General features: G+C 63.5%; 18 protein-coding genes and 1 pseudogene. 11 read left to right on the forward strand and 8 right to left on the reverse strand.

Annotated elements, in window-relative coordinates; translation table 11 throughout:
• Positions 1 to 45: 45 nt before the first annotated feature.
• The 3 genes from ACVWVY_RS11315 to ACVWVY_RS11325 all read left to right on the forward strand — a co-directional run bounded on the left by ACVWVY_RS11315 (position 46) and on the right by ACVWVY_RS11325 (position 5596).
• Complete coding sequence (locus ACVWVY_RS11315; protein ID WP_456626450.1) at positions 46 to 2964, forward strand: ribonucleoside-diphosphate reductase subunit alpha; 2919 nt, start codon at positions 46 to 48, stop codon at positions 2962 to 2964.
• A gap of 26 nt (positions 2965 to 2990) precedes the next feature.
• Positions 2991 to 4121, forward strand: coding sequence for a ribonucleotide-diphosphate reductase subunit beta (locus ACVWVY_RS11320; protein WP_456626451.1), 1131 nt, complete (start codon positions 2991 to 2993; stop codon positions 4119 to 4121).
• Positions 4122 to 4372: 251 nt separating this feature from the next.
• Positions 4373 to 5596 carry a glycosyltransferase family 87 protein gene (locus ACVWVY_RS11325; protein ID WP_456626452.1) on the forward strand — a complete coding sequence of 408 codons (1224 nt, stop codon included), beginning with the start codon at positions 4373 to 4375 and terminating at the stop codon, positions 5594 to 5596.
• Positions 5597 to 5608: 12 nt separating this feature from the next.
• On the opposite strand, the gene ACVWVY_RS11330 is transcribed toward ACVWVY_RS11325, so the two are convergent.
• Positions 5609 to 6421: a sialate O-acetylesterase gene (locus tag ACVWVY_RS11330; protein WP_456626453.1), complete on the reverse strand. Its 813-nt coding sequence runs from the start codon at positions 6419 to 6421 to the stop codon at positions 5609 to 5611.
• Positions 6422 to 6767: 346 nt separating this feature from the next.
• Here ACVWVY_RS11330 and ACVWVY_RS11335 point away from each other — a divergent pair, with 346 nt between their 5' ends.
• Together ACVWVY_RS11335 and ACVWVY_RS11340 are read left to right on the forward strand one after the other, a co-directional pair.
• Positions 6768 to 7442 (forward strand): helix-turn-helix domain-containing protein, encoded by a 675-nt coding sequence (locus ACVWVY_RS11335; protein ID WP_456626454.1) that lies wholly within the window; start codon positions 6768 to 6770, stop codon positions 7440 to 7442.
• Between the two features lie 89 nt (positions 7443 to 7531).
• A complete protein-coding gene (locus ACVWVY_RS11340) occupies positions 7532 to 7957 on the forward strand; it encodes an OsmC family protein (protein ID WP_456626455.1) in 426 nt (141 codons plus the stop codon).
• A 53-nt stretch (positions 7958 to 8010) separates the two neighbouring features.
• Here ACVWVY_RS11340 and pyk read toward each other — a convergent pair whose 3' ends face one another.
• Entirely contained in the window at positions 8011 to 9447 is a 1437-nt protein-coding gene (gene pyk / locus ACVWVY_RS11345; RefSeq protein ID WP_456626456.1) for a pyruvate kinase, read from the reverse strand.
• A pseudogene (locus ACVWVY_RS11350) lies at positions 9444 to 10026 on the reverse strand (DUF1036 domain-containing protein). The gene pyk and the pseudogene ACVWVY_RS11350 overlap by 4 nt, the downstream one beginning before the upstream one ends.
• A 212-nt stretch (positions 10027 to 10238) precedes the next feature.
• Between ACVWVY_RS11350 and ACVWVY_RS11355 the strand changes: the two are divergent.
• Positions 10239 to 10541: a DUF1244 domain-containing protein gene (locus tag ACVWVY_RS11355; RefSeq protein ID WP_456626457.1), complete on the forward strand. Its 303-nt coding sequence runs from the start codon at positions 10239 to 10241 to the stop codon at positions 10539 to 10541.
• Between the two features lie 229 nt (positions 10542 to 10770).
• Positions 10771 to 11046: a DUF2312 domain-containing protein gene (locus ACVWVY_RS11360; RefSeq protein ID WP_214490606.1), complete on the forward strand. Its 276-nt coding sequence runs from the start codon at positions 10771 to 10773 to the stop codon at positions 11044 to 11046.
• 206 nt (positions 11047 to 11252) lie between these two features.
• On the opposite strand, the gene ACVWVY_RS11365 is transcribed toward ACVWVY_RS11360, so the two are convergent.
• The 5 genes from ACVWVY_RS11365 to ACVWVY_RS11385 form a co-directional block, all read right to left on the reverse strand.
• On the reverse strand, positions 11253 to 12893 hold the full coding sequence (locus tag ACVWVY_RS11365; RefSeq protein ID WP_456626458.1) for a DUF882 domain-containing protein: 1641 nt from the start codon (positions 12891 to 12893) through the stop codon (positions 11253 to 11255).
• A gap of 253 nt (positions 12894 to 13146) precedes the next feature.
• Positions 13147 to 15282 (reverse strand): L,D-transpeptidase family protein, encoded by a 2136-nt coding sequence (locus ACVWVY_RS11370; RefSeq protein ID WP_456626459.1) that lies wholly within the window; start codon positions 15280 to 15282, stop codon positions 13147 to 13149.
• A 354-nt stretch (positions 15283 to 15636) separates the two neighbouring features.
• On the reverse strand, positions 15637 to 17127 hold the full coding sequence (locus ACVWVY_RS11375; RefSeq protein WP_456626460.1) for a sigma-54-dependent transcriptional regulator: 1491 nt from the start codon (positions 17125 to 17127) through the stop codon (positions 15637 to 15639).
• Between the two features lie 104 nt (positions 17128 to 17231).
• Complete coding sequence (locus tag ACVWVY_RS11380; RefSeq protein WP_456626461.1) at positions 17232 to 17876, reverse strand: TerC family protein; 645 nt, start codon at positions 17874 to 17876, stop codon at positions 17232 to 17234.
• A 119-nt stretch (positions 17877 to 17995) separates the two neighbouring features.
• The gene (locus ACVWVY_RS11385) at positions 17996 to 18337 is read right to left on the reverse strand and encodes a hypothetical protein (RefSeq protein ID WP_456626462.1); all 342 of its coding nucleotides are present in this window, start codon (positions 18335 to 18337) and stop codon (positions 17996 to 17998) included.
• A 78-nt stretch (positions 18338 to 18415) separates the two neighbouring features.
• Here ACVWVY_RS11385 and ACVWVY_RS11390 point away from each other — a divergent pair, with 78 nt between their 5' ends.
• The 4 genes from ACVWVY_RS11390 to ACVWVY_RS11405 all read left to right on the forward strand — a co-directional run bounded on the left by ACVWVY_RS11390 (position 18416) and on the right by ACVWVY_RS11405 (position 21786).
• Entirely contained in the window at positions 18416 to 18748 is a 333-nt protein-coding gene (locus ACVWVY_RS11390) for a helix-turn-helix domain-containing protein (RefSeq protein WP_456626463.1), read from the forward strand.
• On the forward strand, positions 18745 to 19188 hold the full coding sequence (locus ACVWVY_RS11395; RefSeq protein WP_456626464.1) for a hypothetical protein: 444 nt from the start codon (positions 18745 to 18747) through the stop codon (positions 19186 to 19188). The genes ACVWVY_RS11390 and ACVWVY_RS11395 overlap by 4 nt, the downstream gene beginning before the upstream one ends.
• Positions 19189 to 19232: 44 nt before the next feature.
• Complete coding sequence (locus tag ACVWVY_RS11400) at positions 19233 to 21095, forward strand: M3 family oligoendopeptidase (RefSeq protein WP_456626465.1); 1863 nt, start codon at positions 19233 to 19235, stop codon at positions 21093 to 21095.
• A gap of 70 nt (positions 21096 to 21165) precedes the next feature.
• On the forward strand, positions 21166 to 21786 hold the full coding sequence (locus tag ACVWVY_RS11405) for a dioxygenase family protein (RefSeq protein ID WP_456626466.1): 621 nt from the start codon (positions 21166 to 21168) through the stop codon (positions 21784 to 21786).
• The last annotated feature ends 58 nt before the right edge of the window (positions 21787 to 21844 follow it).

The raw sequence follows: 21844 nt of genomic DNA on the forward strand, positions 1-21844 counted from the left end.
GTCGCTCCAAGACATCCAGCCCCAACAACACTACGGGGTCTGCCGATGTCGCAATCTTCTCAACTCGTTTCTCCCGAAGCCAAAGCCGCTCCCTTTCTTGCGTTGCGTACCGAATCGTCAGCTTCGCCGGAAGGCGCGCTGCCGATGCAGGTGATCCGCCGCAACGGCACGGTTTCGAAATTCGACGCCAGCAAGGTTTCGGTCGCGATGACCAAGGCGTTTCTCGCCGTCGAGGGGCATGGCGCAGCAGCCTCCCGCCGCGTGCATGAAATCGTCGAGCAACTGACCACGGAAGTTGTCGGCGCGCTGTCGCGCCGGATGAGCGAGGGCCGCACCTTTCATATCGAGGACGTGCAGGATCAGGTCGAACTGGCCTTGATGCGCAGCGAGCACCACAAGGTCGCGCGCGCCTATGTGCTGTATCGCGAGGAGCGCACGCGGCAGCGTGCCGGGCAGGAAGCGGCCAATGCCGCCCAACCGTCGGGGGAGCCTTCGCTGCGCGTCACCCTGGCCAGCGGTGTGCAGGTCCCGCTCGATATCGAGCGCCTGACGCTGATCATCGAAGAAGCCTGCGCCGGGCTAGAGGGCGCCAGCGCTGCTGCCGTGCTCACTGAGACGCAGCGCAATCTCTATGACGGCATCGGCGAGGGCGAACTGGCGCTGGCGTCGGTGATGGCTGCGCGCACGCTGGTGGAGCAGGAGCCGAACTATGCCTATGTCAGCGCGCGGCTGTTGCTCGACAAGCTGCGCACCGAGGTGCTGTCGTTCGTGCTTGGAGCGCCGACCAGTGCGTCGCAGGCCGATATGGCGGTGCGCTACGGCGAATATTTTCCCGCCTACGTCAAGGCCGGCATCAAGGCCGAACTGCTCGATCCCGATCTGGCGCGGTTCGACCTGAAGAAGCTGGCCGCGGCGCTGAAGCCGGAGCGCGATCTGGCGTTTCAGTTTTTGGGGCTGCAAACGCTGTACGACCGCTATTTCCTGCATGAACGCGGCAACCGCATCGAGCTGCCGCAGGCGTTCTTCATGCGCGTCGCCATGGGCCTTGCGGTGCGAGAGATCGACCGCGAGGCGCGCGCCATCGAGTTCTACGATCTGCTGTCGTCGTTCGACTTCATGGCTTCGACGCCCACCTTGTTCAACTCGGGAACGCTGCGGCCGCAATTGTCGTCCTGCTTCCTCACCACCGTTGCCGACGATCTCGACGGCATCTTCAAGTCGGTCAAGGACAACGCGCTGCTGGCGAAATATTCCGGCGGGCTGGGCAATGACTGGACCCGCGTGCGCGGGCTCGGCGCCCACATCAAGGGTACCAATGGCGAGAGCCAGGGCGTGGTGCCGTTCCTGAAGGTGGCCAACGACACTGCCATCGCAGTCAACCAGGGCGGAAAGCGCAAGGGTGCGGTGTGCGCCTATCTCGAAACCTGGCACATCGACATCGAAGAATTTCTGGACCTGCGCAAGAACACCGGCGACGATCGCCGCCGCACCCATGACATGAACACCGCGAACTGGGTGCCTGACCTGTTCATGCAGCGCGTCGAGGCCGATGGCGAATGGACGCTGTTCTCGCCGGACGAGACGCCCGACCTGCACGACCTCTACGGCCAGCCCTTCGCCGAGCGCTATGCGGCGTATGAGGCGAAGGCGGCGCGCGGCGAAATCCGCGTGTTCAAGCAGGTTCGCGCCACGGATTTGTGGCGCAAGATGTTGACCATGCTGTTCGAGACCGGGCATCCCTGGATCACGTTCAAGGATCCCTGCAATCTGCGCTCGCCGCAGCGCCATGCCGGCGTGATCCATTCCTCGAATCTCTGCACGGAGATCACGCTCAATACCTCCGACGACGAAACCGCCGTCTGCAATCTCGGCTCGATCAATCTGCTCAACCATGTGCGGGAAGGGCGGCTCGATGAGCCGCGGTTGCAGCGCAGCGTGGCCATTGCGATGCGGATGCTCGACAACGTCATCGACATAAACTTCTACACCATCCCGGAAGCGCGCCGCTCGAACCTGCGGCACCGCCCGGTCGGCCTCGGGCTGATGGGATTCCAGGATGCACTGCAGGCGTTGCGGATCGCGATGGCTTCCGATGCGGCTGTTGCCTTCGCCGATACCAGCATGGAGATGATCTCCTACTATGCGATCTCGGCCTCGGTCGATCTGGCCGCCGAGCGCGGGCGCTATCCGTCGTTCGACGGCTCGCTGTGGAGCCGGGGCATTTTGCCGATCGATTCGATCGAACTGCTGGCGGAAGCCCGCGGTGGTCTCGCGATGGACCGCGGCATGGCGCTTGACTGGGATCACTTGCGCGAGCGCGTCAAATCATCAGGCATGCGCAATTCGAACGTGATGGCGATCGCGCCGACGGCGACCATTTCCAACATCTGCGGCGTGGCGCAGTCGATCGAGCCCGCCTACCAGAACCTCTATGTCAAATCCAACATGTCCGGCGACTTCACCGTGGTGAACGAGTTTTTGGTGCGCGACCTCAAGGCGCGCGGGCTGTGGGACGAGGTGATGGTCAACGACCTGAAATATTTCGACGGCAGCGTTGGCGCCATCGATCGCATTCCCGACGACCTCAAGGCGCTCTATGCCACCGCCTTCGAGATCGACAGCGCCTGGCTGATCGAGGCGGCCTCGCGGCGGCAGAAATGGATCGACCAGTCGCAGTCGCTCAACCTCTATATCGCCAACCCTAGCGGCAAGAAGCTCGATGCGCTCTATCGGCTGGCCTGGGCGCGTGGGCTGAAGACGACCTATTATTTGCGTTCGCGCAGCGCGACGCATGTCGAAAAATCCACGCTCCGGGGCACCGACGGCAAGCTCAACGCCGTTGCGGCCGCACCTTTGATGTCGGCGGGCGCGCCGATCATCGTGCCATCAGCGATCACGGCGCCTGACCTGTCCGGCGCAATCGCGTGTTCCATCGATAATCCCGAATGCGAAGCCTGCCAGTAAGCAGACAAGAAGAGAAGGAAACAACAATGCTCGACTGGTCAGAACCCGCTGCGCCCTCGCTCCGGATGCCGCCTCCGTTGGTGGCGCAAACCATCGTTGCGGCCGATCAAGCCGGCCTCGGCGCCATCGACCGAAGCGGCGGCAGGGTGTCCGTGGACGACAAGCGGATGATCAACTGCCGCGCCGACGTCAATCAGTTGCTGCCGCTGAAATACAAATGGGCGTGGGAGAAGTATCTCGCCGGCTGCAACAATCACTGGATGCCGACCGAAGTCTCGATGCAGGCCGACATCGCTTTGTGGAAATCGCGCGACGGCCTCACCGAGGACGAGCGCCGCGCCATCAAGCGCAATCTCGGCTTCTTCGCGGCGTCCGAAAGCCTTGTCGCCAACAACATCGTGCTGGCGATCTACCGCCATTTGACCAATCCGGAATGCCGGCAGTATCTGCTGCGGCAGTCCTTCGAGGAGGCCGTTCACACCCACACCTTCCAGTACATCGTCGAAAGCCTCGGCCTCGACGAGGGCGAGCTGTTCAACATGTACCGCGAGGTGCCGTCGATCACCGACAAGGCGGCGTGGGCGTTGAAGCACACTCAGCATCTCGACGATCCCGATTTCAAGACCGGTACGCCGGAAGCCGACCAGGCGTTCCTGCGCGATCTCGTCGCCTTCTACGTCATCTTCGAGGGCATGTGGTTCTATACCGGGTTCGCCCAGATCCTCTCGCTCGGCCGCCGCAACAAGATGGTGGGCATCGCCGAGCAGTACCAGTACATCCTGCGCGATGAATCGATTCATCTGAACTTCGGCATCGACGTCATCAACCAGATCAAGATCGAGAATCCGCATCTGTGGACCAAAGCCTTTCAGGACGAAGTCCGCGCCATGGTGCGTGAGGCGGCCGAACTGGAAGCGGCCTACGGGCGGGACACCATGCCGCACGGTTTCCTCGGCCTGAATGCGGCGCTGTGCGAAACCTACATGCACTTCATCGCCAACCGCCGCTGCGCACAGCTTGGCCTGGCGCGGGTGTTCGACGAAACCGAGAATCCGTTTCCCTGGATGTCGGAAGCGATGGACCTGAAGAAGGAGAAGAATTTTTTCGAGACGCGGGTGATCGAATATCAGAACGGCGGGGCGCTGAGCTGGGAGTAGGGATGGCTTACTCCCTCTGCCCGTCGTCCCTGCGAAAGCAGGGACCCATAACCACCAGCTTTTGTCGTTACGAATGACGGCTCCCATCCCGCGAAATCGTTAGATCACGCGGTATGGGTCCCTGCGTTCGCAGGGACGACAGAAAATCCCGCCGTTGCCGCGCTAAAACTTAAGATTTCCTCAATGCAGTCCGGCCTATTGCTTGGGGTGTGCGCCTTCGGGGAAGGCGTGCGCCCAGGCAAGGACCGCGCATGACCGCCTCTCTTTCCACCTTCAAGCCCGCAGGCGAGCAAGCTTCGATTCCGCCGTGGCTCATCAGGGTCTGCCTGGTGCTGGCGATTGCGAACGTGACACTTTGCCTGTCGGCGTATTTCTCACACTGGTGGGTATACGATCCGAACGGCCTCGGCATCCCGACCGATTTCATCAACGTCTGGGCTGCCGGCCGACTGGTGCTCGACGGCCTCCCGGCGCAGGCCTATGACTGGGACATCCAGAAGCAGGTCGAGGTCGCAAAACTCGGGCAGGATTTTGTCGGCTATTTTGCCTGGCACTATCCGCCGCCATTCCTGTTCATTGCTTCCTTGCTGGCGCAGCTTCCCTATCAGGTCGCGTATATCGGCTGGGTCGTGGTCAGCTTTCTGCCCTTCCTGGTCGCGATGCGTGCGATCGTCGGCCACCCCTTCGGCTATCTGCTCGCGCTCGCCATTCCGATGGCGTTCATCAATGCGCTGGTCGGGCAGAACGGATTCCTCACCGCGGCCCTGATCGGCGGCACGCTCTATCTGATCCCGATACGGCCGGTACTGGCAGGCATCTGCCTCGGGCTTTTGACCTACAAGCCGCAATACGGGCTGCTGTTTCCGATCGCGCTGATCGCGGCCGGGCATTGGCGCGTGTTCATCAGCGCCGCCGTCACGGCTGTCGTGCTGGCCACCGCTTCCTGGCTCGCCTTCGGCATCGAGAGCTGGCTGGCGTTCTTCCACTGGATGCCGAAATTCTCGCAGACGTTCCTGACCGAAGGCAAGGCCCCATGGTGGAAGCTGCAGAGCATCTTCTCGCTGGTGCGTTACTTCGGCGGCAGCGAGCCGCTTGGCTGGGCGTTCCAGTGGGTCCTCACCGCCTCCGTGGCCGTGGTGCTGGCGCTGATGTGGCGAAGCCGCGTGCCCTACACGCTGAAGGCCGCAGCGCTCGCCGCCGGAGCGCTGCTGACCACGCCCTATCTCTTCATGTACGACATGATGGTGCTGACGATCCCGATCGCCTTCCTGGTCCGCATCGGATTGACGAGCGGTTTTCGCGCCTACGAGCTTCCGGCGCTGGGCGCCGTCGTCGCCCTCATCGGTTGCTACATGTTCACCGGCATTCCGACGGGCCTTGGCGCCACGCTGGTCGTGGCCGCGCTGATCCTGCGCCGCGCCGGATCGTGGTGGCAGCATCAGCCGGCGCCAAAACTCGTCGCGGCAGGGGCGTAAAGTCAGCGGTCGCTATTTGATGAACGCCGCCCACAGGGCAGCATTCGCCAGCGTGCCGGCCTCGTTCATGTGGCAGCCATCTGGGCTGCGGCCTTCATTTCCGATCGTGTCGGTGTCGGGCCCCGGGCGGATATTCAGAGCTTCATCGACCGCGGAGTGTTGACCGGCACGTACCGCCGCAACGTTGTTCGGCCCGACGTAGTCGCATTTTGCGCTACGTGACAGATAGAAGGGCGCATCGAAACCGGCCGCGCGAAATCGCTTGACCAGCTGATGCAACAGCGAGGCATATTGTTCGGCAGTCGTCGCCGATACCGCATCCGTTTCTCCCTGCTGAAACAGAATATGCGTCGGCGTCAGCCCGGCTTCCTTCAGCTTCGCGATGCCATTGGTCGTCAACTCGGCGCCCTCGCTGTTCAGGAAGGCGAGCGATGCCCCGCCCCGGGCAAGGGGAACGAAAATCACGCGGTCATAGCGTCCGGCCTGGATCAGGATGTCGCCGAGGCGTGTTGCAAAGCTTCCGCCGATGCCATCGGTGCCCAGCAAGGGATCGACTGCAGCAAAGCATTTGCCGCTCGCGGGATCGAAATTGTCGACGGCTTCGCGGGCCGCATGTCGGGCGCTTCCGTAGTTGGCCGCGTTGCTCTGGCCGTGCACGACGATAACGGCCGTCTTGCCGGATACGGGGCCGCACGCCCGTTCGACGCGCGCCGGCGGCGGCGGAAGCCCAGCCAGGCCGGCCTGGCGGGCGCCCGGCGTCAGCATTCCGCCGGCAATCGTGCCGATCAGCACGCCACCCATCAGGAACGCGGCAAGGCGCAACAAGGGAAATGTTCTCCAGGGTCGCTCAGCTTCGTCGTAGGTGTACACGGCTCGTCCGTTTGGATGGCGCTCACCGATTCGGGCCGAGCGCAATTTGGAGCGCGAGGGAAGTAATCTGAGGCTGCCCAATCCGGCGCATGCTAGCCGGGCGGCGTTGAGAGCCTGTTAATGGTTGGAAGACCCTATCGGCAAATCCTCCCGAACCAGGCTGCAAACCGTCTTGTCATCGGGCCTGAATAGTTGTTCACTTCTTCAAAGCGATGGGTGTGCCTGTCGCTCAAGATATTGAAGGTGCGCGCGTTCTGGCGGGCCCCAGGGGCTCGAGGGCGCGTCGGGGACGGAAGACGCCATGGTCTATCGGCGAACCCATCAGGTCGTAAAGCGGCTGGCGGCGCGGCGTAGCGCCATCCTGGCGGCGGCGCGGGACGCTGCGGCCGAGGGAGGCATGGCGGCGGTGCAGATCGCCCCGGTTGCAGTCCGCGCCAATGTCGCGGCCGGCACCGTCTACCGTTACTTCCCCTCCAAGGCCGAGCTGATTTCCGAGCTGATCGCCGAGGTGTCGCGCGACGAACTGGCGGCGATCCGCCGCGCGGCGGATGCAGCGCCGGGGCCGTCTTCGGCGCTCGCCGGCGCCGTCACCACGGTTGCCGTGCATGTGCTGTCGCAGCGCAAGCTCGCCTGGGGCATTCTGGCCGAACCTGTCGATGTCGACGTCTCGGCGTCGCGGCTCGCCAGCCGCCGCGAAATCTCCGGCGAGATTGCAGCCAGAATCGACGCCGCGGTGCGCGCTGGCCATCTGCCGGCGCAGGATACGGCGCTCGCCGCCACCGCGCTGCTCGGTGCGCTGCATGAATCCTTGGTCGGCCCGCTGGCGCCCGAGAACCTGGATGATCCCGCGAAGCTGCGCGACGCCGTGCAAACCGTCACGTTATTGGCGCTGCGCGCCGTCGGCGTGATGGATGCCCGCGCCCGCGGCCTCGTCGTGCAGGCGGTGCTGCCGGCGAAAGCGCTGGTGGGAGCTTAGAAAGCCTCTGCCGTCGGCGACACGACTTTGTCGCAACCATTTGCCACGCTGCGGCTTATCGACGGTTCAACCGTGATCAGGAGCATGCGATGACAACGACATCAGGATCCGCCAAATGGCAGGGCGGCATCAAGGACGGCAAGGGCGCGATTTCGACCAAGAGCGGCGCGCTCAACGATTACCCCTACGGCTTCGCCAGCCGCTTCGAGGGCAAGCCCGGCTCCAATCCGGAAGAATTGATCGGCGCCGCGCACGCCGCCTGCTTCACGATGGCGCTGTCGCTGATTTTGGGCGAAGCCAAGCTCACCGCCGAACACATGGAGACCAAGGCCGACGTCACGCTGGAAAAGCAGGGCGATGGTTTTGCCATCACCTCGGTTCATCTGGTGCTGAATGCGAAGATCCCGGGCGCCGACAAGGCGACGTTCGAGGAGCTTGCAGGCAAGGCCAAGGCCGGCTGCCCGGTGTCGAAACTGCTGAACACGAAGATCACGCTGGACGCGATGCTGCAGTAACTGACGTCGTCATTTCCGGGTTCGCGCCTGCCCGCGCCCCGGAATGAACGCCATCACTTCTTCGCCCCGCCTTCCGGCTCGACATTGGCGATGCGCACCATGTTGGTGGTGCCGGCGATGCCGAGCGGCACGCCGGCGACGATGATGACGCGCTGGCCCGCATTGGCAAAGCCGTCACGGAACGCGATCGAGCCGGCGCGATCGACCATGTCGTCCTGGTCGTGGGCGTCTTCGGCCACCACGCAATGCACGCCCCAGACGACGGACAATTTGCGGCCCGTCGCCAGGTTCGGCGTGATCGCCACCACCGGCGGCTTCGGCCGCTCGCGCGCGACGCGGATGGCGGTCGAGCCCGACGAGGTCCAGCAGATGATCGCCGACAATTCCAGCGTCTCGGCGATCTGCCGTGCAGCGTCCGCGATGGCGTCGCCGACCGTATTCTCAGGCTCAGGCCGTTGCGCCATCAGCACAGAGCGGTAGGTCGGGTCGCGCTCCACTTCCTCGCCGATGCGGTTCATGGTCGAGACCGCCTCGACCGGGAATTTGCCGGCGGCCGATTCAGCCGACAGCATGATGGCGTCGGCGCCTTCATAGACGGCGGTCGCGACGTCGGAGACTTCGGCCCGCGTCGGCACCGGCGACTGGATCATCGATTCCAGCATCTGCGTTGCGATCACCACCGGCTTGCCAGCGCGGCGCGCCATCCGCGTCATTTGTTTCTGCAGGCTCGGCACCCGCTCCAGCGGCAGTTCGACGCCGAGGTCGCCGCGCGCCACCATCAGCGCGTCGGAGGCGTCGATGATCTCACCGAGCCGGTCGATCGCCTGAGGCTTCTCGATCTTGGCCATCACGGCGGCGCGGCCGCGGATCATCCGCTTGGCCTCGTGGACGTCTTCGGCGCGCTGCACGAAGGAGAGCGCGATCCAGTCGACCCCGGTTACAAGGGCTGCTTCGAGATCGGCGCGATCCTTTGGCGTCATCGCCGACACCGGCAGGTCGGTATCGGGCAGGCTGACGCCTTTGCGATCAGACATCTTGCCGCCGATCACCACGCGCGTCACCGCGCGGTCCGGCGAGGTCTCCTCGGCGATCAGGCGCACCTTGCCGTCGTCGAGCAGCAGCGCATGGCCCGGCCGAAGGGCTGCGAGGATTTCCGGATGCGGCAGTTGCACGCGGTTGTTGTCGCCCGGCGTCTTGTCGGAATCGAGCACAAAACTCTGGCCGTTCTTGAGCTGGGTCGAGCCTTCGGCGAACGCGCCGAGCCGCAGCTTAGGCCCCTGCAGGTCGACCAGGATGCCGATCGGCCGGCCATAGCTCGACTCGACATTGCGGATGGTCGAGACCAGCTCGCGCATCTTGTCGTGCGGCGTATGGCTCATGTTGATGCGGAATACGTCCGCACCGGCCTCGAACAGTTTGCGGATCATCGCGCTGTCCGACGATGCCGGGCCGAGGGTGGCGAGAATCTTGATGCGACGGAGCCGCCTCATTGCTTGGGCGCCGCGGCTGGCGGCAGACCCGGACCGCTTGGTGGACTGGACAGGCCGGGAACCCCGCCGGGGTTGCCCGGTCCCACCGTTCCCGGAATTCCCGGCACGCGCTGCGCGGGCTGCTCGTTGGCTTCTGTCAGTTGCACGGTCCATGCTCGCTGTTCGCCGGTGTCGACCTCGAAGAACCCGGTGCGGTCGTAGCCGCGCGCCCAGGCAATTTTCGGTGCCCTTGATGGTGAATTCCTTGTCACGCGAACACATGAAGGCCTGTCCCGACCATTCGCCGCCGCGGTCATAGTCGAGCGCGTAGATGTAATAGTAACGGGCGACAAGGGTTCCGCGCAGCAGGGTCTCGCAACTGCGCGATGACACGTTCCACCAGCCCTCGGTGGTCCAGCCCTCGGCGTCCTTGTAGCCCAGCGCAATGCCGACCCGGCTGGAAGTGTTGTTGCAGAGCCGGAAATCGGCCGCCGCCGGACTGCTCCACAGGCATGTCGCCGCCAACGCGAGCATCGGCATCAGGCCGGCGGTCATGCGTGCGGAAAGGGAGGACAAGCGGCGAGAATCTTTTGCGGTCATGCACCGAAGCTATATCAAATCATTGACGATTTCGCGTGAGCCGGCGGGACCTGTCAACGGCCGGGCACGCCTTTCCCGCGCTATGGGAAACCGGGACTCCACGTGCGATACCCACCTTTGCGCGCAGATATGGCAAAATCTGTGACAATTCCTACCTGATATCAATATGCTCGGCTCCATCTGACGCAGGACCCAAGACCAGGACCAAGGCCATGACGATCGACGACAAAACCAGAACGGAACTGGAAGCCGCCGTTTTCCGGCGCCTGGTCGACCACCTGCGCGCCCGTACCGACGTTCAGAACATCGATTTGATGAATCTGGCCGGCTTTTGCCGCAACTGCCTGTCCAACTGGATGAAGGAAGAGGCCGACGCCAAGGGGGTTGCCGTCAGCAAGGACGAGAGCCGCGAGGCGGTCTACGGCATGCCCTACGAGGAATGGAAGGCGAAACATCAGGGCGCCGCCACCCCGGAGCAATTGGCCGCGATGAAGAAGGTTCACCCCGGGCATTGATGCGTTTTCATTCGCTCGTGTGATCTGCCACTAAATCCTCCGTCAAGCCCGGCCATGACGAGGGAACAGCGTGCCGTACCTTCCTGTGGGCGCGCTGTGGATGAGCGCGATGTTTCCTTGACGCAAGGCGCGGCGATCTTGAGGGTCATCCTGTAAAAAGCGCCGTGCGGTAACGCGTGCGGCGCTTGATCTTTCAGCATCACCCTTCAGTTCCACTCAGGAGTACCCGATGGCCACCTCCGCCGCCGCCGCCGTCCAGGACGAGCCCGCGACAAAATTCGCCAAAGACCAGCTCAAGGCCATCATCGAGCGCATCGAGCGTCTGGAAGAAGAAAAGAAGACGATCTCCGACGACATCCGCGACGTCTATGCCGAAGCCAAGGGCAACGGTTTTGACGTCAAGGTGCTGCGCACCATCGTGCGGATGCGCAAGCAGGACGCCAATGAGCGCGCCGAGCAGGAGACCATTCTGGAGACCTACATGCAGGCGCTGGGAATGCTGTGAGGCGCTAGATCGTCACAGAACTCTCTCGTCGTCCCGGACAAGCGATGCGCGATCTCAGATGTGCAATTGCACATCGGGGGACCCATAACCACAAACGCCCGCGTTGAATCGGGTCGGTGCCGCAGCGTGTTCCGGCAACGTGCATTCGTGGTTATGGGTCCTCGCGTTCGCGAGGACGACAACGAGTTGGCAATAACGTCTGAAGCTTAGCGCAGCGCGGCAGTGCGCATCACGAACGACTGCGTCGGCAGTTGTGCGGTCGCCGATCCCGTGAAGCGGTCGCAGGTCATGCCCATCATCGGATCTTCCGAGAAGGTCATGGCGATCGCGGCCTGCGGCTTGACGAAGTGGCTGCGCATCTGGGTCATCTCGGTGTCGCCGAGCACGGTCGTCGACATTGCATTGCTCGCGCTCGGCGCCAGCATCACCACGCGCATCCAGATACTGCTGCCCTGGGCGGCGGCGAGACGGGTCGAGGTCGCGACCACGGTGTCCTGACCCTGCGCGCCCTTGGCAACCACGGTATTGATTTCGGTGGCGGCGGCGCCGGCATTGCGCGCCGGACGGGCGGGGCGCGGCGGGACCGGTGCGGTGGCGGCGACGACGTTGGCGCGATCAACCGGCGAAGACGGAGACGCGGCCGGCGCGTAGGCCATCGCTTTGTTGAACGCTTCCGTGACGCTGGCGGTCGGCTGCGGATCGGTGGCGGCGGCGAGCGCCTGGCGCGCGCGCAGCGCTGCGACCTGGGCGGGGGTAGCCTGGTTCGCCGCCCTTGGTACGTCGTCCCAGAAGCCGCGGGAATTGATGATATCGGCCGGCGTCTGCGGCTTCGGCTCGGCAGAAGCCTGCTCAGCCTGTTTCGCTTCAGGCTTGGACTCGGACTTGGACTCGGGCTTGGCTTTGGTCGCCGACACGATCTGTGCGTCGGCCGAGGCCAGCTGAATGGTCGAGCCGACCGGCTTTGCGCGCGGCGTCGGGACCGGATCGGCGGATTTCGCAGTCGTCACGCTGACCGGTGCGGACTTCTCGTTCTTGATCGGAGCGCTGGCGCCCTCGTCATCCTCTTCGGTCGACTTGCCGCCCCGGAACAGGGCCGCGAACAGGCTCGGCTTCTTGCCGGAGCTTGCAGCATCGTCGCCATTGCCGCGGCGCTCGATATCGGCGCGGGCCAGCTCATAGCCCTTCATCGGACCGCTGGAGGACTGGTGGACGGTGCGTCCATCCGGAAACACCCTGGCGAGCTGGTCGTAGGTCATGCGCGGCCAGTGACGGATGCTGCCGGTGTCGAGGTGGACGAACGGAGAGCCTGAGGTCGGGTAGAAGCCGACGCCGCCGCGCTGCAGACGGAGCCCGGCGGCGCGGATATTTTCCAGCGCCACGTCCGGAATGTAGAAGTCCATCGCGTGGCCGAGCATGTGCTGGCTATGGCGGGCCACGCCGGAAGAGCGGCGGCGGAGCATGGCGTTGGTGGCGGGAGAGCGGTAGGCGGAGATGATCTGGATCGGCTTCTTGCCGTCGACGTCGCGGTAGACTTCCCAGAGGATATCGAACAGATGCCGATCCATCGTGGTCGAGTCCTGGTTGCGCCAGTCGCGGAGGAAGTGATTGATCTTTTTCAGCGCCTCTTCGTCGTAACGGCCGTCGCGCTTGAAGGTGACGGTGAGGTCTTCGTCGGAATGGGTGTGGTGGAAGGAGAGGGTGCGGGTTTCGTTCAGCGCCGTCGCGTCATGCACCGAACCCGCTCCTGCCAGCAGCAACAGCGAAGTTAGCCCGATCCGATATCCGGCTTTTGGCAAAGCAAGCGGATTGAATTGGCGCGCGAAACCAGCCAGCACGTATAAGCCCACCCAGTCGACGAGCGTTCACGGTTTTCTTTTGCAGACCCCGGCAAAAGAGGGTGAACGCTTTCTTAAAGCGGGATGGTTAACCGAGGTTTACCGTCCCGCCCCCAAGCCATGCTTAACCTAACCCGCGGACTGTGGCAAAAAAGCGCCCGGTGCCAGTCCGGGGTGGACAATGGTTAACGTAAACAATCTCTCCCGGTGGGAGAGATTGTTGATTTCATTCGGAAATTCTGCCCCAGGGCAGTAGTCCTCCGGATTACCTGGTGAACCGCTGTTGCGGGCGGCGGCCGACCGGGGCCGGCGGCGTTGCGGTCGACGGGCCGCCGAACAGGCGCTCGAAGAAGGAGGGGCCGGAGGAATAGGTGTTGTCGCTGGCGAAGTTGACGCCAGTCGGCAGGCTCGAGCCGGACGGCCGCGAATAGCTCGGCTGCGCATGAGCGACCATGGCCTCCAGATCCTTGTTGCGGCCGTTCTTCATCAGACCGATCATCGCGGCGTCGCGGCCGTAGATATCCTTGCGGATCTGCAGCTTGCCGGCGTCATCCACGAAAGCGGTCTGGTAGGTGATGTTGACCGGGATCGGCGTCGGGAATTTCAGGTCGATCTCGCTGCGGCCGTACATGCTGCGGATCTTTTCCGGCGTGTAGCGCTCGTTCGGCATTGTGATGTTGAGCAGCGTTGCCGCGTAGACATCCGGGTTCTGTACCCGCATGCAGCCGTGACTGAACGCACGCTCTTCCTTGGCGAACAGGTGCTTGTCCGGCGTGTCGTGCTGATACACCAGGAACTTGTTCGGGAAGTTGAAGCGGACACGGCCGAGCGCATTCGCTTCACCCGGCGGCTGCGAAATGTGGATGCTGCCGTCGCGGTTACGCTCCAGTCGCAGGCCCATGCGTTGCAACACGGTCGGATCCTGCTGCAGGGCCGGCAAATATTCGTTGTAGATGATCGACGGTGGTACGTTCCAGGTCGGGTTGACCGTGATGAACTTCATCGTCTCCGTGAGCATCGGCGTCGCATGCTTGCCCGGCTTTCCGGTCACAACCCGCGTCGTCCAGACCTGCGCGCCGTTCTGCATCACCTTGAGTGTGAAGTCGGGCACGTTGAGAATGACATAGGCATTGCCGAGCGGGGAGGCCCCGAGCTGCCGCGGCAGCCAGCGCCAGCGCTCCATGTTGACGAGTACGGTGTCGATCTGCCGGTCGCGCTTCGGGCTATTGATCGCCTTCACGGTGCGATCGTCGAGCACGCCGGTCGGATTAAGGTCGGCATGATCCTGGAACTTGCGCACGGCGGCTGCGACCTTGGCGTCGTAGCGCGCATCGTCGGGGTTCTCGACGCCGAGCTTGGCGCGCAGTTGCGGCACGCGCTGATCTTCCGGCGCGACTTCACCCTGCTTCTTGGTGGCGGCCTTGAACGCCAGCGCGGGACCTTCGGCGATGTGGATCATCGGTCCGTCGCCCTGGCCGCGCAGCTCGGCGAGCTTTGCCTTCAGTTCCTTGTAGAGCTTGTGCGGCGGGTTGTAGCCGTCGAGCGCCGCGGAAGCGTCCTTGGCGGTGGAGATGTTGGCGAGCACTTCGGCCGGGTCGGTCGGGTGTTCGGGATATTGGATGTCGGCAGAGACCTGCGACCAGTGCATCCGGCCGCTCTGGGCCTGCCGCGCATAGTCGAGCATGCTCGCGGTCAGTTTCAGTTCGGCTTCGGCGAGCTGGTCCGGGGACGCTGCGGCCGCAAACTCCGGCACCGGATAGTCGGCCGGATTGAGGCCCTCGGAGGCCGCATCCTTCAAACGGGCGATCACGCCCTTGCCGCTGTCGGTCAACTTGCCGGCCTGCGTAAATTGCGGCGCGTAGTCGCGTGCGGTGTAGAACTTCTCGACGGCCGCGCGCTCGTTCTTGCGATCAAAGTAGCGTAGCGATTTGGTGCCGAGCATGTCGCGCAGGCGGTCGGCGACCGGCTGGTCAGCTGGAGCGACGGTGCTGACTTTCACAGGCTCCTTGGCGGGTTCGGCGGCCGGCGCGGTAGCTGTCGCCGCCGGCGGCGCGGCGGGTGCGGCGTCGTTGGCTGCAGGTGTGGTGACGGCTGCAGGTGCGGTGACGGTCTCGGCGGGTTTGGGCTCGGCTGCCTTTGCGGCGGGGCTGGGGTCAGCCGGCTTTGTGGCGTCAGGCACCGTGGCCGTGGTGTCCATCTTGAAGTCGCCGGCGGTCGGAGGCGGAACGTTGGCCGGTTCGGGACGGGGGACTGCTGCGTCGATCGCGAGCTCGGCGGCGCTGGCGCGCGGCGTGGTCGATTGCGCCGCCAGTGCAGAGGTCGCGGACACCGTGAGGAAGGTCGCCGCGACGGCCATCAGCACGCGGTCAAATCCTGCACGGTTCGTCGAACAGTCACGCATCGTCACACCCCCTTGGGCGAAACTGCCCCGGCATGGAACAGTTCGTTAGGTATCGTTCGTCACGGCTTGCGCGGGAAGCGCCGGCTCGGTCGGTTCTCAGTCGTACGCCTGCACGCCACGGTTCAAACGCAGACGATACATATGCCCCTCTCATGCAGCCAGCGCCATGCGGGGCAACTCACGACAAACTGACCTCAAACTACCCGTTACATTCGGGTTGCATGGTTTTGCCACGCTCCCCGCCTTTTGTCTGTCACCGCCAAGCCACGGTTCAAAAGCTTCCGAACGGCGGATGTCGTTGGTTTGCCACGATCTTTGCCATGGGGGCGCCATAATCGCGCGACCGCCGGCCGCTCAGTTCGCGTCCCCTTCGGCCGGGTCGTTGGCGGCAGCTTCATCGAGTTTGCGGTAGAGCGTGGAGCGGCCGATCTTGAGCCGGCGCGCGACTTCCGACATCTGACCGCGATAATGCGAGATCGCGAAACGGATGATCTCGTTCTCCATGTCTTCGAGCGGCCGCACCTCGCCGGTGGCGGTCAGCATCGCAAGGCTGCCGGCGGTGGCGAGCGGGGCGATCGGTATATCGCTACCCGAAACCATGGCAGGCGCCGTCGATGGCGCGACGATCAAAGGTTCGCTGTGCGCCAGCTGGCCGTCCGGTACGGACTGACCGAGGACTTGCGGGAAATCCGACAGCCCGAGCTGGTCGCCCTCACTCATGACGACGGCGCGATACACCGTGTTCTCGAGCTGGCGGATGTTGCCGGGCCAATCGAGCTGCGCGAGATGGGCCACGGCCTCGCCGCTGATGCCGGTGATGGTGCGGTTTTCCTCGGCGGCAAAGCGCGCCAGGAAGTGGCGCAGCAGATGCGGGATGTCCTCGCGCCGCATCCGCAAGGGCGGGATCGTCAACGGCAGCACGTGCAGCCGGTAGAACAGGTCCTCGCGGAACGCGCCGTTCTTCACGAGGTCAAGCAGCTTGCGGTTGGTCGCGGAAATGATGCGGACGTCGACCTTGACAGGCTTGCGGCCGCCGACCGCCTCGACGGTGCCTTCCTGCAGCGCGCGCAGCAGCTTTACTTGCGCGGCCAGCGGCAGCTCGCCGACCTCGTCGAGAAACAGTGTGCCGCCGGAGGCTTCGACGAATTTGCCCATGTGGCGTTCGGTGGCGCCGGTGAAGGCGCCCTTCTCATGACCGAACAGGATCGATTCAACGAGGTTGTCGGGGATGGCGCCGCAATTGACCGCGACGAACGGTTTGGACTTGCGTTCGCTGGAGCCGTGGATGGCGCGGGCGAACAATTCCTTGCCGACGCCGGACTCGCCCTCGACCAGCACCGGAATGCTTGAGGCAGCCGCCTTCTGCGCGGTGCGCAGCACGGCTGCCATGGCTTCGCTGCGGGTGATGATGTCGGCGAAAGTCAGCCGGCCTTCGCGGCTGTGGCGGATGCGCTGCAGCTCGCCCTTGAGCGCGGAGGTGTTGAGCGCGTTGCGCAGCGACACCTGCAGCCGTTCAAAGCTCGCCGGCTTGACCACGAAATCCTGCGCGCCGGCGCGCATCGCCGAAACCACATTGTCGATGCCGCCATGGGCGGTCTGCACGATGACCGGGATGCTCAGGCCTGCTTCACGCATTCTTGAAAGCACGCCGAGCCCGTCGAGGCCGGGCATCACGAGGTCGAGCACCACCGCGTCGATCGCCGGCGCATCAGGGGCGGTCAGCAAAGCCACGGCGGCGTCGCCGCTATCGACGACCAAGGGCTCGTAGCCGCACTTCTGCACCATGTTTTCAACCAAACGGCGCTGCACGGCGTCGTCGTCGGCAATCAAAATGGTGGCAGCCATGGCTCTCCCCGCACGCTACTGAAATGTATCGAATCGGGGCACTTTCGCCGATGCCGATTAACGGACGCTTAATTGTTGGAAATGGCATCCTTAGGGCGCGGGCACTAAGCGTTGAGGTGTGGCCACACCTCCAGCACGCCGCGGTAGGTCATGTCGAAAGCCACATAGAGGATGATCGCGAGGCCGACATAGGCGATCCAGCGGTGCTTTTCCAGGAGGCGCGCGATGAAGTTGGCGGCGAGCCCCATCAGCGCGATGGAAAGCGCCAGGCCGAATATCAGAATCATCGGATGCTCGCGCGCAGCGCCGGCGACCGCCAGCACGTTGTCGAGCGACATCGAGACGTCGGCGATCGTGATCTGCCATACGGCCTGGCTCAGCGTCTTTTGATGACCGGCACCGGCTGACACATCGATCGTGCTCGCGGCTGAAAGACTCTGCAATTTCGGTTGATGATGATGCGACATACGCAACTCGCGCCACATCTTCCAGCAAACCCAAAGCAGCAAAACGCCACCTGCGAGCAGCAGTCCTATGATCTGCAGCAGTTGGACCGTGACGGAAGCGAAGCCGATGCGCAGAATCGTTGCCGCCAATATGCCGATCAGAATTGCCTTCTTGCGCTGCCCCTCGGGTAGCCCGGCGGCTGCAAGCCCGATGACGATCGCATTGTCGCCGGCGAGCACCAGGTCGATCATGATGACCTGGAAAAGCGCTGTCAGGTGCTGCGAGGTGATTAATTCCAGCATTCGGGCCACTCCGTTGATGGTCCAATCCGACATCGCAGTTCGCTTGAACTGCCAGAGGGGCCCGGGCTTGGACGTGCGTAGAAAAAGACGCAGTCAGACTGCGGAAAAATGCTTTCCCGTTACTCAGGTTGATCCGAGAGGGGGAAGAGCCTGACCATCTGGTCCGGCTCGATCAGAACGGAGAGGACGACACCGATGAACGTCAGGCTCCCGGCGAGGTCGAACCACATGATGCGGAATCGATCGCGCCGGCAGAACAGCGCGCAGCCGGCCGTCATTACGGCAACGACAAAGAGCAGGGTGACGATTGCAGGCGCCAGCGCGTCCGCCGGCACCACGTTCCGGATTCCCAGGGTCACAATCAGCGCGATCAGCAGGATCCCCGCGAACAGCTCCTTGCCCCGCGCCGCGGTTGCCCGGTGGCTCGTTGGGACAGTGTGACTGCGGTCCAGGAAGGCCATCGGATTGTTATTCGCGCACTGGAATTGTGGTAGGGAACATGACTTACCCAGCAATTCAATTTTGATAGTTTAGTAATCATGAAACGAGGAAAACATCAAGATGTTTTCGCTGAACGGCTGCCCGGCAAGGCGGCGACGGATGCCAAGCAATTGCGCAAACTGGCTGGGGACTGGCTGAAGCAGCGAAGGGCGGAGGCCGAATTGTCGCAGGCCGATCTCGCGGTACGCCTCGGCTTGAAATATTACACCTTCATCTCGCAGGTCGAGAACGGGTTCAGTCGTGTTCCAACCGAAATCATGGGAGCATGGGCGCGCGAGTTGGGCCTTGAACAGGCCGCCTTCGCTAGGCATCTGTTAATGTACTACGAGCCGGAATTGTACCGGCTGCTGTTCGGAGCAGAAAGCAAATGAGCGTGGTTGCGTTCGAGCGCAAACAAGACAGCGGCGAATGGAGCGAAAAGGAACTCAGCACCCTTGTCGCGGCGCTCGGCGCAGCGATGGCGCCGGGGACCGGGCGTGAGTGGGAAACCGGCATGACCGAGAAGGGCGACGTCCAGTTCTATCTGCTGGGTCCGCTGCCGGAACAGGCCTGCGAGGTGTGCGTATCGCGGATCGACGGACGTTACATCCTGGACGACGGATCGGGCCGGCTGCTGTTCGAGCATCGGAACCTGGATCTTGTCGCGCTGCACGCGAAGGCCGCGGTTCCGTCGACCTCTTGGCTGATGGTACGTGCGATCACATTGTGGTGTGCGATTCGCAGCACGCTCCATGAAAAGGCAGAGCCGTGGCTCGTCGAGGGCGAAGAGCTGTTCGTCCAGTTCGTACCGCAGCTTGCGGCTTTGGCCTGATCTTCCCGTCCATTTCCTGATCACCTCCCAATTTTGAAAGTGTCATGAGCGTGAAATCTGCGACCTCCAGAGCCGGCAAGACGTCCCGCAAATCAGCCACGGGCAGCAAGGCGGCCACAGCCAAATCCAAAACCGGCAAATTGCCGGAATGGAACCTCGCCGATCTTTATTCCGGCATCGACGCGCCCGAAATCGCGCGCGATCTGCAAAAGATGGATGCCGACTGCACCGCTTTTGAAGCGGATTACAAGGGCAGGCTGGCGGAAGGCGTTGCCCGCGACGACGGCGGAAGCTGGCTTGCCGGGGCAGTCAGGCGCTACGAGGCGATCGACGATCTCGCCGGCCGGCTCGGCTCCTATGCCGGCCTCGTTCATGCCGGCGACAGCGTCGATCCCGTGCTTTCGAAATTCTATGGCGACGTTTCCGAGCGCCTGACGGCGGCCTCGCTGCATTTGCTGTTCTTCGCGCTTGAACTCAACCGCATCGACGATGCCGTGATCGAGCGCGCGATGCAGGCGCCCGAGCTCGCTCACTACCGGCCGTGGATCGAGGATCTGCGCAAGGACAAGCCGTATCAGCTCGAAGATCGCGTCGAGCAGTTGTTTCACGAAAAATCCCAGAGCGGTTATGCCGCCTGGAATCGGCTGTTCGACCAGACCATCTCGGGCCTGCGCTTCAAGGTCGGGGCCAAGGAACTGGCGATCGAGCCGACGCTCAGTCTGCTGCAGGACCGCGCGCCGGAAAAGCGCAAGGCTGCCGGACAGGCGCTGGCGAAGACCTTCAAGGACAATGAGCGGACTTTTGCGCTCATCACCAACACGCTCGCCAAGGACAAGGAGATTTCCGATCGCTGGCGCGGTTTCCAGGATGTCGCGGATTCGCGCCACCTCAACAACCGCGTCGAGCGCGAGGTCGTCGATGCGCTGGTCGGCTCGGTTCGCGCGGCCTATCCGCGGCTCTCCCACCGCTACTACAATCTGAAAGCCGGCTGGTTCAAAAAGAAGAAGCTCGCCCATTGGGACCGCAACGCGCCGCTGCCGTTTGCGGCGACCGGCACCATTGCCTGGCCCGAAGCGCAGAAGATGGTGCTGACGGCGTATCGCGGCTTCTCTTCCGAGATGGCGGCGATCGCGGAACGCTTCTTCACCGATCGCTGGATCGACGCGCCGGTGCGGCCGGGCAAGGCTCCGGGCGCGTTCTCGCACCCGACCACGCCGTCGGCGCATCCCTATGTGCTGATGAACTACCAGGGCAAGCCGCGCGACGTGATGACGCTGGCGCATGAACTCGGTCATGGCGTGCACCAGGTGCTGGCGGCTAAAAATGGAGCACTGATGGCGCCGACGCCGCTGACGCTGGCGGAGACGGCCAGCGTGTTCGGCGAAATGCTGACCTTCAAGCGGCTGCTGTCGCAGACCAAGAACGCCAGGCAGCGCCAGGCGCTGCTCGCCGGCAAGGTCGAGGATATGATCAACACCGTGGTGCGGCAGGTCGCGTTCTATTCGTTCGAGCGCGCCGTGCACACCGAGCGCAAGAACGGCGAACTGACCGCCGAGCGCATCGGCCAGATCTGGCTCAGCGTGCAGGGTGAAAGCCTCGGGCCGGCCATCGACATCCGCCCGGGCTACGAGAATTTCTGGATGTACATTCCGCACTTCATCCATTCGCCGTTCTACGTATACGCCTACGCGTTCGGCGATTGCCTGGTGAACTCGCTGTATGCGGTGTACGAGAACGCCTCGGAGGGTTTTGCCGAGCGTTATCTCGCCATGCTCGCAGCCGGCGGCACCAAGCATTATTCCGAACTGCTGAGGCCGTTCGGGCTCGATGCCAAGGATCCCAAATTCTGGGACGGCGGGCTGTCGGTCATATCAGGCATGATCGACGAGTTGGAAGCGATGGGCTGACGGGGTCGCGTGCGGCCACGAAACGGATTTGTGATGGGCGCGGACACAATTTCAGCCGCCGTCGCCCGCCATGATGATGGTGACGACAAAAGGGGAGGGCCCCATGATCGACACCCCGACGCGGCGCGTTGTCCTTGGAGCGGGAGTCTTCGCAGCCGGTTCGCTGCTCATGGCCGATGGCAGCGTGGCTCAGGCCCCGCTTGCCGCGACGCCTGCGTGCCACGACGGCGACGACGCCACAGTGCCGCAAACCGAAGGTCCGTACTTCAAGCCGTCGTCGCCTGAACGAATCGAGCTGTTCGAAGAGGGCATGGCAGGGCAGCCGATCGAACTGGTTGGCTTCGTGCTCAGTCGTGCCTGCAAACCGCTCGCCGGCGCCTTGCTGGATTTCTGGCAGGCGGATGACAAGGGCCGCTACGACAATTCCGGCTTCCGCCTTCGCGGTCATCAATTTTCCGATGCGGAAGGCCGTTATCGGTTGCGCAGCATCGTGCCCGGCATTTATCCCGGCCGCACGCGCCACATCCATGTGAAGGTGCAGCCGCGCGACGGAAACGTGCTGACCACCCAGCTCTATTTTCCCGGCGAGTCAAAAAACCGCTCCGACAGCCTGTTCCGCAAGGACTTGCAGATACGTACGGCCAAGAACGCGGGATGGCTGGCGGGGCGTTTCGACTTCGTGGTCGGGTAGCTTTCGGGCCACGGGCGAGACAGCAGTAGCTGGGGGTAGGTGACGTAATACATCTGTT

The organism is Bradyrhizobium sp. URHC0002 (assembly GCF_054059515.1).